This is a genomic window from Clostridium sp. AM22-11AC (assembly GCF_003473545.1).
Taxonomy (GTDB): Bacteria; Bacillota; Clostridia; order Lachnospirales; family Lachnospiraceae; genus Enterocloster.
Window position 1 is genome coordinate 1 of sequence record NZ_QUCM01000012.1, and the last position, 15,211, is coordinate 15,211.

Consider the following 15,211-nt stretch of genomic DNA (forward strand, 5'->3'; position numbering starts at 1 on the left):
CTTTCCTTGGCTTAAGCCAGGATACCTCTGCCACAGACATGGCTGGAAGCGTATTAGAGGGGGTGGCATTTTCCATCCGACACGGCTTAGAGCTGTTTAACGCTCCGGCGGTAAAGCTTTCCATCATCGGCGGCGGAGCCAGAGAACTTGCCTGGTGCCAGATCTTAAGCAATGTAATGGGCCTTCCCGTCCACGTCTACAAAGACCCGGACCTACTGCCCGCACTTGCCATTGCATCAAGCGTTTTCCTGGCCGAAAACATTATCCCGGATTACCAGTCCTTTATCCATGTATTAGAGGAAAAAGGCGGCTGCACCGTACTGGAACCGGACCCGGATGCTGTAAAAGCCTATAAACCTGTTTATGAGAAATATAAGACCATTTATCCTATGATACGTGAGTTTTATCATGAGGTGTAATCAAACCTCCCGGTATATCTTAATTTAGAAGATATGCCGGGAGATTTTTAGTCAGTTGCGATTTACTACATTTTTAAATATGCGTATTTATCAATCTGTCGATGCAGGATCGTCTGTACACGTTCCCGCACCTCATCTGAATATCCCTTTGCCTGTTCCAACAACTGATCCACATCCCGCTTTGTAAAGAAAAACTTTAAATTGCATCCATACAAGTGTTCCGAAACATCTAACTGCTCATCAAAATCAGTACTCACCGTTTTTGCCCAAACAGTTTCCATAAGATCAAAAGTATCTTCTCCTAATGGATAATCCAGTATTGTATCCGACAGCAGCCCGCCTCCATTATCAAAGATCGGGCAATATTTAAACATTCCTGCTCCATTCATTAAAACAGCAATATTATGGGTATGTCTGTCCTCATTTAGGAAAATTGCATCGATTGTAAGTAATTTATTCAGATAAATGCCAAATCCTCTTAAACCAGTCATCCGCTCTACCTGTTCTTCCAGAAACCGCAACCTCTGCTCTGCATCATCCATCTTCCAAAGCATTTGGTTCAAACTATTTCCATACATTTTTTGAAACAACCGCTCCAAAGTTATGATCTGCCAGTCCTCTGATAAAAAAGTACGGCTTTTTACTCCCTGATAGACCTGACGCTTATACTTAATTTCTTCCAGATCATATCGCACAAACTCTTCTGGTTTTAATGTAGATTTTATCAGTAAATGAGAGATCATATACTCTGCCAACCCTTCATATCCAGTATAATCCGCTTTATACCAAATTCCTGCATTTTCCCATTTCAACTGATTTCCTTTTGAGGACTGACGGTCCTGCATTCGTTCATTTTGTTCAAATAACTCAATCATCGCCATTCCTCCTATCGCTCGATCCTGATCCAAAAATCGTCCTCTGCCATTCTTCCCTCTGTTTTCTGAATGATCAGGTATGGATCATAAAATGGGATTCCAAGATCTCTTAACACCAGTTTCATCTTATCTCTCGTTCTAGGGAAGCATCTTGATTCCAAAAATTCATTATAATCCTCAATGGTTGGATTTTCCTTGATCCCAAATGCCCTAAACTGGATATTATCTACATAATTACGAATGTGAACAATTTTTTGCATTTCATCCACATCAATCAGGGTACATGGCGTATCCTTATACATGTACCATATACGAACCGGCAGTTCTCTGGGTGGGATCATAAGTGTCTGTATATATTCCGCATCCCGGTCCAATAACTTCATCAAAAGCGCCATAGGACCTTTCGTAACAGTCCCTTCACGCTCCAGACGTTCCACAGTCGGCTTGGAGCAACCCAACAGTCCCGCAAAATCTCTCTGGGTCAAGCCTAATTTTTTGCGCAGCATTTTTACCTCTTCTGCGCTCACTGTTTCTTTTATTGCAAACTTTTTTTCATCCATATTCGCCCTTCTCCACACCTTTATCTCTATTTTTATTATAGTATTATTTTTCCTTGTTTCAATAAAAATAATCATTTTGATGATTTTTTATTGGTATTTTGTCATCAATATGATGACTTTTAATTTTGTAATACGGGATTATACCATTTTTAAGCTTATGTTCAAACTTCCTTCACAATTATTCTATATTGTGATTTAATAGCCACTGAACGAACCGCCTGCAAAAGCAGGCAGTGGAACGCGTAAGCACGGGGTTCGTGGGTAATACAAAGGAGGTCTTAACAGTGAAAGCATCTGTTTTATATAAATGGCTGACTTACAGCGCTATTGCCATCAGCATCCTTTTGTGTCTGTTTATGCTCCAGGCAGGGCTTAAAGGCAATTTCCGGTCTGTTGATGCATTTCAGGCTTACATACGTGGGTTTGGGCTGTTTGCGCCTTTTGTGTTTGTGTTTATACAGGCGTTTCAGGTAGTTGTGCCGGTGCTGCCGGGATTTATCGGCTGCGTAGCCGGTGCTTTGCTTTTTGGCAGTGTATGCGGATTTGTTTATAATTATGTGGGGATCTGCGCCGGCTCGATCATCGCATTTTTCCTTGCAAAACATTTTGGTATCCCCCTGGTGCAGGCCATGTTTCCATCCAAAAAATATAATGTATGGACAGAGCGGATCAAGAGAGCCAGAAGCTATGATGTGCTTTTCGCTCTTTCCATTCTTTTGCCATTGGCACCGGATGACTACTTATGCTACTTTTCCGGCCTTATTAATATGTCAGTGAAGAAATTTGTCCTTATCATCCTTCTGGCAAAACCATGGTGTATCCTGTTTTACAGTTTCGGCACAGGAATGCTCATACAATAAATATTGATTATGATAACAACACATTACTTACATAATGATTCTTAAGAGAAATGTCATTTGATTTTCAGGCATAGATAGGATACAATCGAAGATATCCCAAAAATTGGGGATAATTGTAAATAAAACACTTAGATAAGGATCCTATTTTAACATGCTTGGAAGAACACATTTTTTCATTGGTATATCTGCTGCTTTGGCAGTGATGCAGCCCTCCTCCATGCCTACTTTAGTAGCTGGTGCGGGGGCTGCTGCTATTGGCGGCATGATCAGCGATATCGACTCCGGAACCTCTCAGGCCCACAGAGAGGCTGACAAGATCATGACAGCAGCCATTGCTGTTACCGCCATCGTCATTTTGGCAGATTATAAATTTCATGTGGGCATTTATGAACGCCTGATGCGAAACAGCAGTATTGCCAGACTTCTCACCGGCGCCATGGCATTTATCATCATCTGCACCTACGGCTCGTCGCAGCCCCACCGCTCCTTTATGCATTCCTTTTTATCCCTGTTCATGCTCACGGCATGCATAGATGTGATCTACCCGGATGCCGCCCCTTATTTTGCCGTTGCCTACGCTTCCCATCTGGCACTGGATCTGTTAAATTACAGGCGTCTGCGACTGATCTGGCCTATGAAGCGTGGCTTTTCCCTGGGGTTCTGTTCTTCCCAAGGGCTCATCAACCACCTGCTCATGTCCGCCGGAATGGTCTGTGTCGTCCTGGAACTGGTCACTTCTATCCCCGCAAGACGGCTGGCAGAGCGGATTTTTTCTTTTTTACCTTTTTGAATAATGATTTTTAATTAGTATTACTTATATATCATACGTCATTTTTCACAAAAATTAATTATACTATTGATTTTTGAAAATTTTTACGTATATTCTATAGGTAGATAACAAAAAAATCCCATTTAATTAAAATTCAAACATTGTGAGGTAGAAAGATGAAGCCAGTTAAAGAAGGAAAAGTACGTGAGATCTATGACAACGGCGATAGCCTGATCATGGTCGCTACCGACCGCATCAGCTGCTTTGATGTGATTCTCCATAATACTGTTACCAAGAAAGGTACGGTTCTGACCCAGATGTCTAAATTCTGGTTTGACTACACAAAGGACATTCTTCCAAACCACATGATCTCTACTGACGTAAAAGATATGCCTGAATTTTTCCAGACTCCTGAATACGAAGGCAAGAGCATGATGTGCCGCAAGCTGAACATGCTTCCTCTGGAGTGCATCGTCCGCGGTTATATCACAGGAAGCGGCTGGAAGAGCTACAAGGAAAACGGTACTGTATGCGGCATCAAGCTTCCTGAAGGCTTAAAGGAATCTGATAAACTGCCTGAACCGATCTTCACACCTTCTACCAAGGCTGAGATCGGTGATCACGATGAAAATATCTCCTACGAGCAGAGCATTGACCACCTGGAGAAACACTTCCCGGGAAAGGGAAAAGAATACGCTACCAAACTGCGCGACTACACCATCGCTCTTTACAAGAAATGTGCTGACTACGCTTTAAGTAAGGGCATCATCATTGCTGATACCAAGTTTGAGTTTGGTCTGGATGAAGAAGGAAATATCGTTTTAGGCGATGAAATGCTTACTCCTGACAGCTCCCGTTTCTGGCCGGCAGAAGGCTACGAACCAGGTCATTCCCAGCCATCCTTTGACAAGCAGTTTGCCCGCGACTGGCTGACTTCCCATCCGGGAAATGACTGGACACTGCCGGAAGAGATCGTTCAGAAGACCATTGATAAATATCTGCAGAGCTACAAGATGCTGACTGGCAAAGAATTATAAAAACAAAAGCCCCCATAACAGAACGCCTGGTTTTCCTATTCTCCAAAGTTTCCTCCTTGGAACTATTATAGGAACGCCAGGCGTTCTTTTTATTGGTTATCATGATGATCAAAATAGATCCTATTTTTTCAGTTCCTCATAAAAAGCTTTAAGCTGTTTATTTGCGATCCATTTCATATACTCCCCTTCCAGGTATCTTCCCGGCTGCCAGTTCTGGATGATCTGGTTCCTCTTTATATCTTCTTCCAGGTATTCTTTCAGTTTCTCCAGGCTCATTTCCCCATCCCCATATTTTTCCTGATACCGCTGATAAAGGGACATATAATAACATTCCAGCTGTCCGCTCCAGCGCTCCTCCAGGGCAAATAAGCGGTCAAATTCCCGGATCTTCTCTTTCGTCTCCGGCACAGTATCTCCCTTTGGAAGCATTTTTACCACTTCGCTGTCCTTATCCCCGGGATTTTCAAATTTCAGCTGCACGGCATCTTTTACTGTATCCAAATACGGCAGAAAGATCCGTCCAATATCCCTTGTTTTTCCCTTTAACGGGCTTTTCGTACCCTTAAAACGGGTATTGCAGGTGGTACAGCAAAAATACAGATTATAGGGATGGAGACTTAAGCAGGGATACTTGGATTTTGGAAAATAATGTTCCACATCCTCGTCTGTTTCCCCATTCGTTACCGGCTGTAAGCACACAGGACAGATCCTGCGGATCTTTTCATTCTTTCCCTTAAAATAGTCCTTTGCCAGCTCTTTCCTGCTGTAAAAAGGCCGTGACATCCCTTCTAAACGAAAATGGGTGGTACACAGGACCACATCATAAAAATACCCGAAAAAATCCCGGAGTATCTTCTGAGCCGCTTCAGGAAGCTGGTCACTTTCCAGGTTGAATTTTCCCTTTTCCCAGGCCTTTTTGTCCATGAATTCCATATCATGTTTCACTGCTTCGTAAATTTCTTCCCGCTTTTCCTGGTCCATGCGAAAGAGCCGGTCCACAGCACGGCGCATATTCTTTCCATTATCTGTATCACGCTCATACAACCGGTAAAACCAGGTGCCGTTCTCCGGTGAAAAGTCCAGCCAGTCCTCTTTTTGAAACACATTTCCCGGCTGGTTTTTCGCAAACTCAAAAACGGATAAAAGAAAATGGCTGATCTCCATCAGATCCTGTTCCTGTTCTCCTACGTCCATATTCCAAAACATCTTCTGTCACCTCTTTCGTTCCAAAAGTACCTAACCTTTTATCCTGTCATTTTTCTCTAACAAGGCATACAGCTGTTCCTGCAGGCGAAATCTCTGGTAACCGGGACCGATCTTTGAAATAGCCTGGGCCAGCTGTTCCGGATCCGTTTCTGCCATTAGTTCTTTAATCGTGTCCGATGCGAAACCACCAATAGAAGAAGCCTTAAACACCTGCTTTGAAATGCTGTCGCGGCCTGCTGCAAAGGTGGAGATCTCCAGCTCTTTTACTTCTGTCCTGGAACCTGTAGGATTTTCAAACAAATGGATCTGCGACCGCATGGCATCTGTTAAGATCAGGTCTGAATGTGTGGCTACCAGAAACTCATTTCCGCTGGTCCCATCCATACTGCACATGGCATATACAAAGCGGACAAAATCCCGGCTCCAGTCATCATTAAAATGCACATCCGGCTCATCATAAAGGAACAATGTATTTTCCCCACAGTGATTTTGTGCCATAAGGATCAGGCCGATCCGGGCCAGCCACATTAACTCACCGTCGCTTAAGTCCTCCATTTCATATAAGCCACGTTCATCCCCGTTACGGTAGGAAAAATGGATCTCCCGGATCACACCTTCCCTCCAGGCAGTAAGGAGGGTTGAGATAAGAGCAAATGGGTTTCCGTCAAAGTAGCGCTGAAGCATGGGATGATAAAATACTTTCTCCCCTTCTGCTTCCCAGGACTCAAACAGGAATACAGCTGCCGTTTCACCGGCAAGGCTTCCGTCCTCTTCCAGCCGGTCTGTAGAAGTCCGGTGGATCACACAGTTGCTTAAGGCTTTTCCCTTTACATCCTGGCTTAAAAGCCGCCGCAAAATACTCATCTGGGGCCGGTCTGCTGCCTCTTCCAGCCTGGTATCATCAATACGAAGGGAAAATGCCGCAGGGATCAGACGGATGTTTAACCGTTTCAGAAGTTTTTTCCGGAGTGTGGCATATCGCAGAGCCTTTTCACTGATACGGTCATCCTGCATATCAAAAGGCATCACTGCAAACAATGCAGGTAAGATAAATTTAGATGTAACCGCATCCAGAAACAGCACTCGCGGATTTACATCTAACCGCTCATAAAAGGATAATATCTCTTCTGCCGCCTCCCCTCTTGCAACACTGCTTTCTCCCGGGTGTTCCTCTTTTCCAGATACCGGACCTTCTCCATTTTCAACATCCATAGCCAGAGACAGATCATACAGATCACTGGCAAGAGAAGCCCTTGGGGAACGGATCAGGATATCTTCCATAGAGCTGTTGGCTCCGGAGCAATACGAAATGATCCGGTCCGGCAGATACTCATCCGGTATGGAATATAGCTGCTGGGTTTTCCCATTTTTTTCCAGTTCTACATATAATTTTCTCCGCCGCCCGGAAGCATCGCAAAAGCCCTTTTTCTGGGGCTTTACATAAATTCCTGTCCCATCCGGCATCCGGTATTTTAACTCAAAGATAAATCCCGGCAGTTCATTTTGCATGATACGGGTAAAAATAAGCCCCACAGCCTCCAACACACTGGACTTTCCGGAGCCATTACAGCCGATGAGGAAATCCACAGGCACAACCCCTGTCTGTTCCTTAAACTGCAGCTTCAGGCGTTTCAATCCTTTGTAACCATCTATGTATAAGTATTCCAGTTTCATGTTTTATCTCAGACCTCCCTGATATCAGCACCGTATTCCGGGATCTGATATTTCTGTATGGTAATGGGATGACCTGCACTGTCCCGTACCTCTTTTTCTCCCATATAAAGTTTCTGGGGAACCGTCTTTTCCAGAAAGCCCAAAGCTTCCAACAGCCTTGCAGAAGCAAGGGCATCCTGTACTGAGTATCCCTTTTTGTGGATCTGCTTAAACACCGTATGTACCGGTATTGCCTCCTGTGACTGGGCATAGATACGCAGGATCTCCATCTGGAAATCAGACAGCATGGTAAAAAGAGACTGCAATTCCTGTGGAATACGGCTCTGCCAGTCTGTAATGCCTTCTGTTGGCTGGCTGACATTTCGCACATTTCCGATTCCGTAGCTCTCCCTGAATAAAGCAGGCTCCGGGTCTGAAAGGTCTTCCTGTTTTCTAAAGCCTTCTGTTAAACCGGCTGTGAAAGCCAGTGACAGCATGGATTTAAAATAGCGTATCTCCAGTTGCTGTATTTTATGTAACCGTTTTCTTATTCCTTTTGTTCTTTCTACTATTTTTATAAAAGAGACCTGCTCTGTTTGTGAAAGGACCGGTACAAACATATCTGTTTCGTGTTCTGCAGGCAGTACCCGTGTTTTTAAAGAAACCCATATAGGCCGGAGCACAGGAGAAAGAAATTCCTCGTCCCGGCTTATTTTTCCTTCTTTTAAAGCAGACCGGGCTATTTTTCCAAAAGCATTTTCCAGGATCCTGTTCAACGTATCTTCCGATCTCCTGCTTCTTTGCATCAGTCTTCTGGCCCGTTTTAATTGATCCACAATGACCTGCTGCTCCTCTAAGCAAGGGAATACCACAGGAATACCCGACAGCTGTTCCTTCGTCAGATTTGGAACAGTCACCGCATTGGCCCGCTCTATAAGCCATGGGCGGTAAAATTCCAGATAAAAGCAGGCATATTCCGGCAGGATCTGTCCTTCATCAAAGATCATGGCCTGGATCGCCTGGTTCACTACCAGATCGCAGCCTGCAATAGCACTTTTTCCAATAGTTCCTGATACAGAAAGTAACACAGCGCCCTCTGGCACGATGAGCCACGGGATCTGGTCTACTCCTTCTTTGGTAAGATAATTTTCTGTTTCACAAAGAAGTCCTTCTTTCATATCTCCCACTCTTGCCCACGGAAGGCTTTCCGGTCCAGGAGTTTTCGTATAATAATCAGCCCTTGAACGGTTTAAGGTGGTTCCTCTGATCCATCTGGATACCACCTGGCTCAGAGGTTTCTGCTTCCAGTTTTCCACTTTTACATTACCTCCTTAAGAAGTTCATTTAACTCCTTTGTAATCTCTTCCTGTTCCTTAAGCATCTCCTGCAAAAGAAGAGCCGGGTCCTCTATTTCCAGATTGATCTGCTCTTCCGGTCTGTAATTTTCCGGCAGAAGGTTCCATTTTCCCGCCTCGATCTGATCCACATCTGCAAACCAGAAACTGTTGTACTGCCAGTTTGCAGGAACCTTTATACCGTTGCGGTTTTCCACCGTTTTTTCCCTGCGGGAGCGCTCCCATTTTCCATAATAACTGTCTCTCTGGCTCCATACCTCTTCCAGACGTTCATATTCTTTCTGCTGCTTTTCCTTATCTTCCTGCTTTTCCAGATTATAATACAGTACTCTCTGGGTATGTCCTTCCCAACCGCCGGACATAAAAGGCTTACTGAATACCATGACACCGGAGCGGACACCGCTGTACATGAAAGTATCCTCCGGCAGTGAAATGATTGCTTCCAGGGAATAGGACTGAAGAAGCCATTTGCGTACCTTCATACTTTCTGTGCGGTTTGCAAATAAAAAGCTGTTGGGAACGATCAGCATTGCTTTTCCATCGAAATTTAACGCCTGCATGCTGCGGATCAGCTCCATGTGATAACGTCCCCTGACTGTTTTCAATTCTCCCGGAAGCTGATCGATCAGTTCTTCGTCTTTTATGGTATCGGTTCCATAAACAGGATTGCTGATCACCAGATCACAGGACTCATACAGATCCGCCCGTGCCCCGTCTTCTAAATGCAGTTCCATCTCAAGACCGGAAAGCTGTGACATGATCACGGCTGCCGCCCACATTTCTTCATCCTTCTCGTAGCCCATAAGCCGGAGATTTTTTAAGTACCGGGAAGCTGCCATTAAAGCACTCCCTGCACCGCACTGGGTATCTAAAACCACCAGGCCTTCATTTCCCGCCATCATCCCTTCCGGAAATGTGAGCAGACGAAGAAGCGGCTTTGCTGTTTCTTCCGGAAGGAGATACCTGTTTTTACCGCCTTTGCTGTAAAGGCAGAAATGAAAGATCTCTTCAAGAGCCGTCTGAAACATTTCCCAAACATTTTGGGAACCTTCATATTCCCCGGTATCCCCAGATCCATCCTGTTCGCCCGGTTCCCACAGCTGCGCCAGTTCCTCTGATACAGTCATAAGCTGACGTTTTACCGTTCCTTTTAGCTTATGACGGCCTTCCAAAAGGCGCTCCAGATCCGCCTTTCCTTCTGTATCCACCTTACACTTCAAAAGCAGCATACACCCAAAATCCCGAAACATCCCCATAAGGTCTTCGGAATACTCCATACGGTAAAAATCAGCCGCTTCCTTAAATTCCTCAACGATTTCATTTATCTTTCTATTCTGGTCTGATGTCAGCATAGTTTTATCGCTCCTTTATCCGAAGTGAATTTAACAACTCACCCAAGTCCACTTACAGCCCTGCGTCAACGCGCTCTACTGTTCTGCGCTCATTATATCCCACTTCGCCCTAACTTGAAAGTAAAAAGAATGTGCCCCAACATAAAAAAGCACCTGGCAGTCTTATTTTTCCAACTACCGGGTGCTCTGCTTCACAGCTCAGCTATTATTTCTTCATTCATTTTCATTTATGGTCCTATCAAAGGCAGGTGCAGGAAAGACACCGAGAGGACATCGTTTAGTTAAGGAAGGTTCCAGCCTTGATCTGATCAACTACCTCTAAGTACTGTTTCTGGATGTCTTCCGGAACGATGGAAGAGAAGGTACCTACACTTAAGCAGCCATTGCTCAGATCGCCATAAACTGTCTTATTTCCGAAAGTTCCGTCTTCAATATCCTTCATACAGGTCTTTACCAGTGCTGCATTGTCTGTTACAACAGAGCATGCGATCACCGGATCATCAGCAGAACCTAAATCTCCAGGCTGTCCAATATCATATCTGCCTTCCTGGCCCGCCAGCGCTTCTCTTGCACCGGTATCTACTGCAGACGCATCACCAAACATGACATCTACATCATAAGTTGTCACCATAGATGCTGCGATCTCTTTGCCCTTTGCAGTATCACTGAAAGAGCCTGCATAAGCGGAAGATACCTTGATGTCAGGATTGATCTTCTGGGCTGCTTTTTCATAGCATTCTACCTTTGCTTTTGTGGTATCCAGCTCCATGCCGCCGATAAATCCGATATTGTTGGTCTTGGACATCAGTCCTGCCAGAGCACCTGCCATGTAACCGATCTGCTCTGCATCTGGAAGGATAGACTGGATATTGTCAGTCTCAACAGTACCATTTAACAGTGCAAATTTAATCTCCGGGTATTCCTCTGCCACCTGCTTTACTGCATCTGTATACTGGTTGCCTGGCGCAAAGATCAGGTCATATCCCAGTTCTGCATAATCAGTCATAACAGTGGCATAATCAGAGGTTGCCACATTGTCTGTATAAACGGTTTCCCAGCCTTTTTCAGCTGCTGCATCTACCATTGCCTGGTAGCAGCTTGCACCCCATCCACCATCTGATACAGAGGTGTCAGAGATCATAGCTACCTTGTAGCCGCCTTCCTTTGTTTCCCCGCCTGCTGCTTCGCTGCTTTCAGCTTCAGAACCAGTTTCTGCCGCTGTTGTGTCTGCGGATCCTGCAGCTGCTGTTGTCTCTGTTTTTCCAGAACCGCCACAGCCTGCAAGGCTTACTGCAGCAAGAGCTGCTGCTAAAACTGCAGACGTCATTTTCATGTTGCGTTTTTTCATAATCTATTCCTCCTATATATAAAATAATTTTTACTTTTTCATCGTTTTTCTTATCGTTCTTCCCTGTAATACGGCTGTCCATTTGCCTTCGGACCGCTCTTTTTAATGCCGAAAAATGCAAGTACAAACAGGGTACACAGATACGGGATCATCTGAAGGATCTGATAAGGAGTGGACGGGCTTAACAGCTGTAAGCGGATCTGCAGCGCATCACAGAAGCCAAAAAGCAGACATGCAAACATAACTCCTGTTGGCATCCACCGTCCAAAGATAACTGCTGATAAGGCAATAAATCCGCGGCCTGCCACAATGCCTTCTGAATAGGTACTTGTATAACAGATGGTCAGATATGCACCGCCGATACCGGCCAGGGCACCGCATATGATGCAGGCAATGTATTTCTGGAGAACTACGTTAATTCCCAGTGTTTCCGCTGCCTTTGGGAACTCACCTACAGCCTTGAAATTCAGTCCCGCCTTTGTACGGTTTAAAAATACCGCTGTCACGGCAACCAGAAGATATGCCCCATACACAAGAGGACTCTGCTGGAAGAAGATACTTCCGATCACCGGGATCTTGCTGAGTACCGGGATGGGCATGATCCCCATAGACACGCCCTGGATCAGTGTAGACGTATCAGAAAAGGAAAGCCGGTAAATAAAAGATGCCAGCGCCGGAGCAAAAATATTGATCGCCATACCATAAACGGTCTGTTCCGCGCAAAGGGTAATGGTGCAGAAAGCGTAGATCATATTGGTAGCAATACCGGAAAGAGCGCCTGCTAAAACTCCCGCCCAGGGACTTCCTGTTTCATATCCCACCAGAAAGCCCACCAAAGCACCAATGGCCATAATGCCGTCCAGACCGATATTGACCATTCCGGCACGCTCTGAATAGGTTTCCGCAAGAGCCACCAAGAGGATGGGCGTTGCCATGCGCACCGTTGAGAGCAGAAGCTCTGTGAGAAAATTCATTGTAAAAAATGATGCCATCAGCCCTGCGCCTCCTTTCTCTTTCCATGGTTTATAAGGAACTGCTTGATCGCCGGAAGTTTTAATAATGCGGTTCCGGCTACTGCAAAGATAATGACCAGAGCCTGAATGATATCCACCACAGAGCTTGGTACCTGCGTGGCTGTCTGCAAGGTACTTGCGCCCTTTCGCAGCACTGCGAAAATGCAGGCCACAATAGCCGTTCCCAATGGATTTAGCTGGGCGATCAGTGCAATTGCCACGCCATCGAAACCAAAGCCGGAGCCAAAACCGCTCATAAGCCGGAACTGTTTTCCATGAAGTTCTATGCTTCCTCCAAGTCCTGCAATAGCGCCTGAAGTGATAAAAGAAAACAGGATGTATTTATTAACGGGAAAACCATTGAAAAATGCCGCTGTTGCGTTCATTCCCACTGCCCGCAGCTTAAATCCTTTGGACGTATAAAAAATGAAATAGTATAAAACCGCTGCAAGCAAAAACGCCGCCAGAACACCCCAATGGGCTGGAAATCCTTTTGAAATACCGGCAATCTTCATACTGTCTGCCACTGCAACAGTCTGTGGAACACTGCCGTCACGCAAAAGGGTTGTATACACATATCCCATAAACAGCGTTGCCACATAGTTGAGCATGATGCTGACGATCATTTCATTTAAGCCTCTGGTGATCTTTAAAATACCAGGAATAGCGCCCCAGATGCCCCCTGCAACGGTTCCTGCAAGAAGGCTTACAAGAAGTCCGCCCATTCCTGCGTCACCCAGTTTTGCAGAGACAAAGATACTGGTAACGGCGCCCATGATAAACTGTCCTTCACCGCCCAGGTTAAAAACGCCGCACTTATAAGCAAAGGCTGCTGCAAGTCCGGTAAAGATCAGCGGACATGCAATTACTAAAGTCTGCCCCATCTTACGTCCGCTTCCAAATGCTCCGGAAAACAGGTATCCATAAGCTTCCACCGGATTTTTCCCCAGACACAGGATAATGATCCCTCCTGCTATAAATGCGATCAGGATCGACAGAATGGGGATCAGGATCTTTGCCAGATTATCTTTTACTTTCATTTCCCTATTCCTCCTTTCCTGCCATTGCCAGGGATATTTCTTCTACCGGCGGATTTTCACCGGGATAAATGCCCATAACCTGTCCTTCAAACATGACCATGATCCGGTCTGAAAGTTTTAGGACTTCATCAAAATCCGCACTGATCAATAAGATCCCACAGCCCTTGTCCCTTGCTTCGATCATGGTATCGTGTACATACTGGGACGCCCCAATATCCAGACCTCTGGTTGGATGGACCGCCACCAACAGCTCCGGATGATTTTCCATTTCCCGGGCTAAAATGATCTTCTGCTGATTGCCGCCGGATAAGTTTCTTGCTTCCTGCTCAATAGAAGCACAGCGGATATCATTCTTTTTCTGAAGTTCCAGGGCAAACTTCCGGATCGCTTTTTTCTTTAATAAAGCGCCGTGTGCATAGGAAAAACGAGGTTCTTCCGTGGCCTTTAAAACCAGATTTTCTTCTACTGTCATATTTCCCCTACCAGCCCCATTTTGTTCCGGTCCTCCGGAACATGGGACACGTTGGAAAGGATAAAGCCATTTGGCGCAAACTGGGCAACCTTGCGGGAATTTAAGTCTACTTCTCCGCCGTCCGGCGCAATAACGCCGGTTACCAGCCGGGCAAGCTGTGACTGTCCGTTGCCGTCTACTCCGGCCACTCCCAGGATTTCTCCCTTTCCTATGGAGAAGCTTACGTTATTTAAACCGCTGTGTTTATGGTCCTTCTGATAATCCACATGGAGCAGACGCAGCACATCTTCTCCCGGTTCTGTCACTTTTTTATAAGCACTGACTGTCATCTCATGGCCGATCATCAGATTTGCAAGCTGTGCCCCATCTGTGTCCTTTTTATCCACTGTAGTAATAGTCCGGCCGGCCCGAAGGATGGTTACCCGGTCACTGACCGCCATTACCTCACGCATTTTGTGGGAAATGAAAATAACGGATTTATTTTCTGCTGTCAGCCTTCCCATAATAGCGAAAAGTCCTTCTACTTCCTGGTCGGTCAGTGCCGCCGTGGGTTCATCCAGGATCAGCAGTTCCGCGCCACGGTAGAGCGCCTTCAATATTTCCACTCTCTGCTGCTCACCTACGGAGATCTCATTTACCTGTTTGTCCAGATCTACTTCCAGCCCATATTTTTGTGAAAGCTCCAGGATTTCCTTTTTCCGTTCTTCTTTTTTAATGAAAATGGAACTGTCCTTTTTCGTTCCAAGGATAATATTTTCAAATACTGTCATGGCATCCACCAGCATAAAATGCTGATGCACCATTCCGATCCCCAGTTTTACCGCTGTTTTTGGTGAATCGATCTTTACCTTTTTGCCTTTTAACCAGATCGTACCGGAAGTAGGCTGATACAGCCCGATGAGAATATTCATCAGGGTACTTTTTCCTGCACCATTTTCACCCAGAAGTGTATGGATTTCGCCTTCTTCAATAGACAGATTGATATCCTTATTGGCATAGACTGCACCAAACTGCTTGGTGATCCCTTCCATTCTTAAAAGCTCCGCCATATTCATCCCCCTCCTTTTCAATTTCAATGCTTATAAATAAAAAAAGGAAATGAACATGCTGAAAGAACATGTCTTTCAGCGATTCACTCCCTTGTAAATCCTATGACCTGTAAACTGACCTACATTATAAACAGACAGATTCCTGATGTCAATTATTCCCTCTTTTTCTTAATAAAATTATCCCATCATGGTTTTCAGGGTTA

At 45.2% G+C, this 15,211-nt stretch carries 15 protein-coding genes; 4 read left to right on the forward strand and 11 right to left on the reverse strand.

Going from position 1 to position 15,211, the window contains the following annotated elements:
* Positions 1-419, forward strand: a 419-nt coding sequence (locus DW251_RS11205) for an FGGY-family carbohydrate kinase (RefSeq protein ID WP_243034933.1), incomplete at its 5' end; no start/stop codon positions are given.
* Positions 420-484: 65 nt separating this feature from the next.
* On the opposite strand, the gene DW251_RS11210 is transcribed toward DW251_RS11205, so the two are convergent.
* Together DW251_RS11210 and DW251_RS11215 are read right to left on the reverse strand one after the other, a co-directional pair.
* Positions 485-1,294, reverse strand: a complete 810-nt coding sequence (locus DW251_RS11210; protein ID WP_021868867.1) for a hypothetical protein — start codon at positions 1,292-1,294, stop codon at positions 485-487.
* Between the two features lie 11 nt (positions 1,295-1,305).
* Positions 1,306-1,854 carry a helix-turn-helix domain-containing protein gene (locus tag DW251_RS11215; protein WP_021868868.1) on the reverse strand — a complete coding sequence of 183 codons (549 nt, stop codon included), beginning with the start codon at positions 1,852-1,854 and terminating at the stop codon, positions 1,306-1,308.
* Positions 1,855-2,138: 284 nt separating this feature from the next.
* Between DW251_RS11215 and DW251_RS11220 the strand changes: the two genes are divergently transcribed.
* From DW251_RS11220 to DW251_RS11230, 3 genes are all read left to right on the forward strand, one after another.
* Positions 2,139-2,714 (forward strand): VTT domain-containing protein, encoded by a 576-nt coding sequence (locus tag DW251_RS11220; RefSeq protein WP_243034934.1) that lies wholly within the window; start codon positions 2,139-2,141, stop codon positions 2,712-2,714.
* A 151-nt stretch (positions 2,715-2,865) separates the two neighbouring features.
* Complete coding sequence (locus DW251_RS11225) at positions 2,866-3,504, forward strand: metal-dependent hydrolase (protein WP_021868870.1); 639 nt, start codon at positions 2,866-2,868, stop codon at positions 3,502-3,504.
* A 155-nt stretch (positions 3,505-3,659) separates the two neighbouring features.
* Positions 3,660-4,520 carry a phosphoribosylaminoimidazolesuccinocarboxamide synthase gene (locus DW251_RS11230; RefSeq protein WP_021868871.1) on the forward strand — a complete coding sequence of 287 codons (861 nt, stop codon included), beginning with the start codon at positions 3,660-3,662 and terminating at the stop codon, positions 4,518-4,520.
* Between the two features lie 120 nt (positions 4,521-4,640).
* Here the strand turns inward: DW251_RS11230 and DW251_RS11235 are convergent, their stop codons facing one another.
* The 9 genes from DW251_RS11235 to DW251_RS11270 form a co-directional block, all read right to left on the reverse strand.
* A complete protein-coding gene (locus DW251_RS11235) occupies positions 4,641-5,726 on the reverse strand; it encodes a hypothetical protein (RefSeq protein ID WP_021868872.1) in 1,086 nt (361 codons plus the stop codon).
* 30 nt (positions 5,727-5,756) lie between these two features.
* Positions 5,757-7,400 (reverse strand): AAA family ATPase, encoded by a 1,644-nt coding sequence (locus DW251_RS11240; protein ID WP_021868873.1) that lies wholly within the window; start codon positions 7,398-7,400, stop codon positions 5,757-5,759.
* Positions 7,401-7,408: 8 nt separating this feature from the next.
* The gene (locus DW251_RS11245) at positions 7,409-8,695 is read right to left on the reverse strand and encodes a restriction endonuclease subunit S (RefSeq protein WP_118301184.1); all 1,287 of its coding nucleotides are present in this window, start codon (positions 8,693-8,695) and stop codon (positions 7,409-7,411) included.
* Between the two features lie 2 nt (positions 8,696-8,697).
* On the reverse strand, positions 8,698-10,086 hold the full coding sequence (locus tag DW251_RS11250) for an N-6 DNA methylase (RefSeq protein WP_118301186.1): 1,389 nt from the start codon (positions 10,084-10,086) through the stop codon (positions 8,698-8,700).
* Positions 10,087-10,363: 277 nt separating this feature from the next.
* Positions 10,364-11,434, reverse strand: a complete 1,071-nt coding sequence (locus DW251_RS11255) for a BMP family protein (protein ID WP_118301188.1) — start codon at positions 11,432-11,434, stop codon at positions 10,364-10,366.
* 50 nt (positions 11,435-11,484) lie between these two features.
* Positions 11,485-12,426, reverse strand: a complete 942-nt coding sequence (locus tag DW251_RS11260) for an ABC transporter permease (RefSeq protein ID WP_021868636.1) — start codon at positions 12,424-12,426, stop codon at positions 11,485-11,487.
* Positions 12,426-13,487, reverse strand: coding sequence for an ABC transporter permease (locus tag DW251_RS11265; RefSeq protein WP_118301190.1), 1,062 nt, complete (start codon positions 13,485-13,487; stop codon positions 12,426-12,428). Before DW251_RS11265 ends, DW251_RS11260 begins: the two co-directional genes overlap by 1 nt.
* Positions 13,488-13,491: 4 nt before the next feature.
* The gene (locus DW251_RS18315) at positions 13,492-13,959 is read right to left on the reverse strand and encodes a hypothetical protein (RefSeq protein WP_243034936.1); all 468 of its coding nucleotides are present in this window, start codon (positions 13,957-13,959) and stop codon (positions 13,492-13,494) included.
* Positions 13,956-15,008, reverse strand: coding sequence for an ATP-binding cassette domain-containing protein (locus DW251_RS11270; RefSeq protein ID WP_243034937.1), 1,053 nt, complete (start codon positions 15,006-15,008; stop codon positions 13,956-13,958). The genes DW251_RS18315 and DW251_RS11270 overlap by 4 nt, the downstream gene beginning before the upstream one ends.
* Between the last annotated feature and the right edge of the window lie 203 nt (positions 15,009-15,211).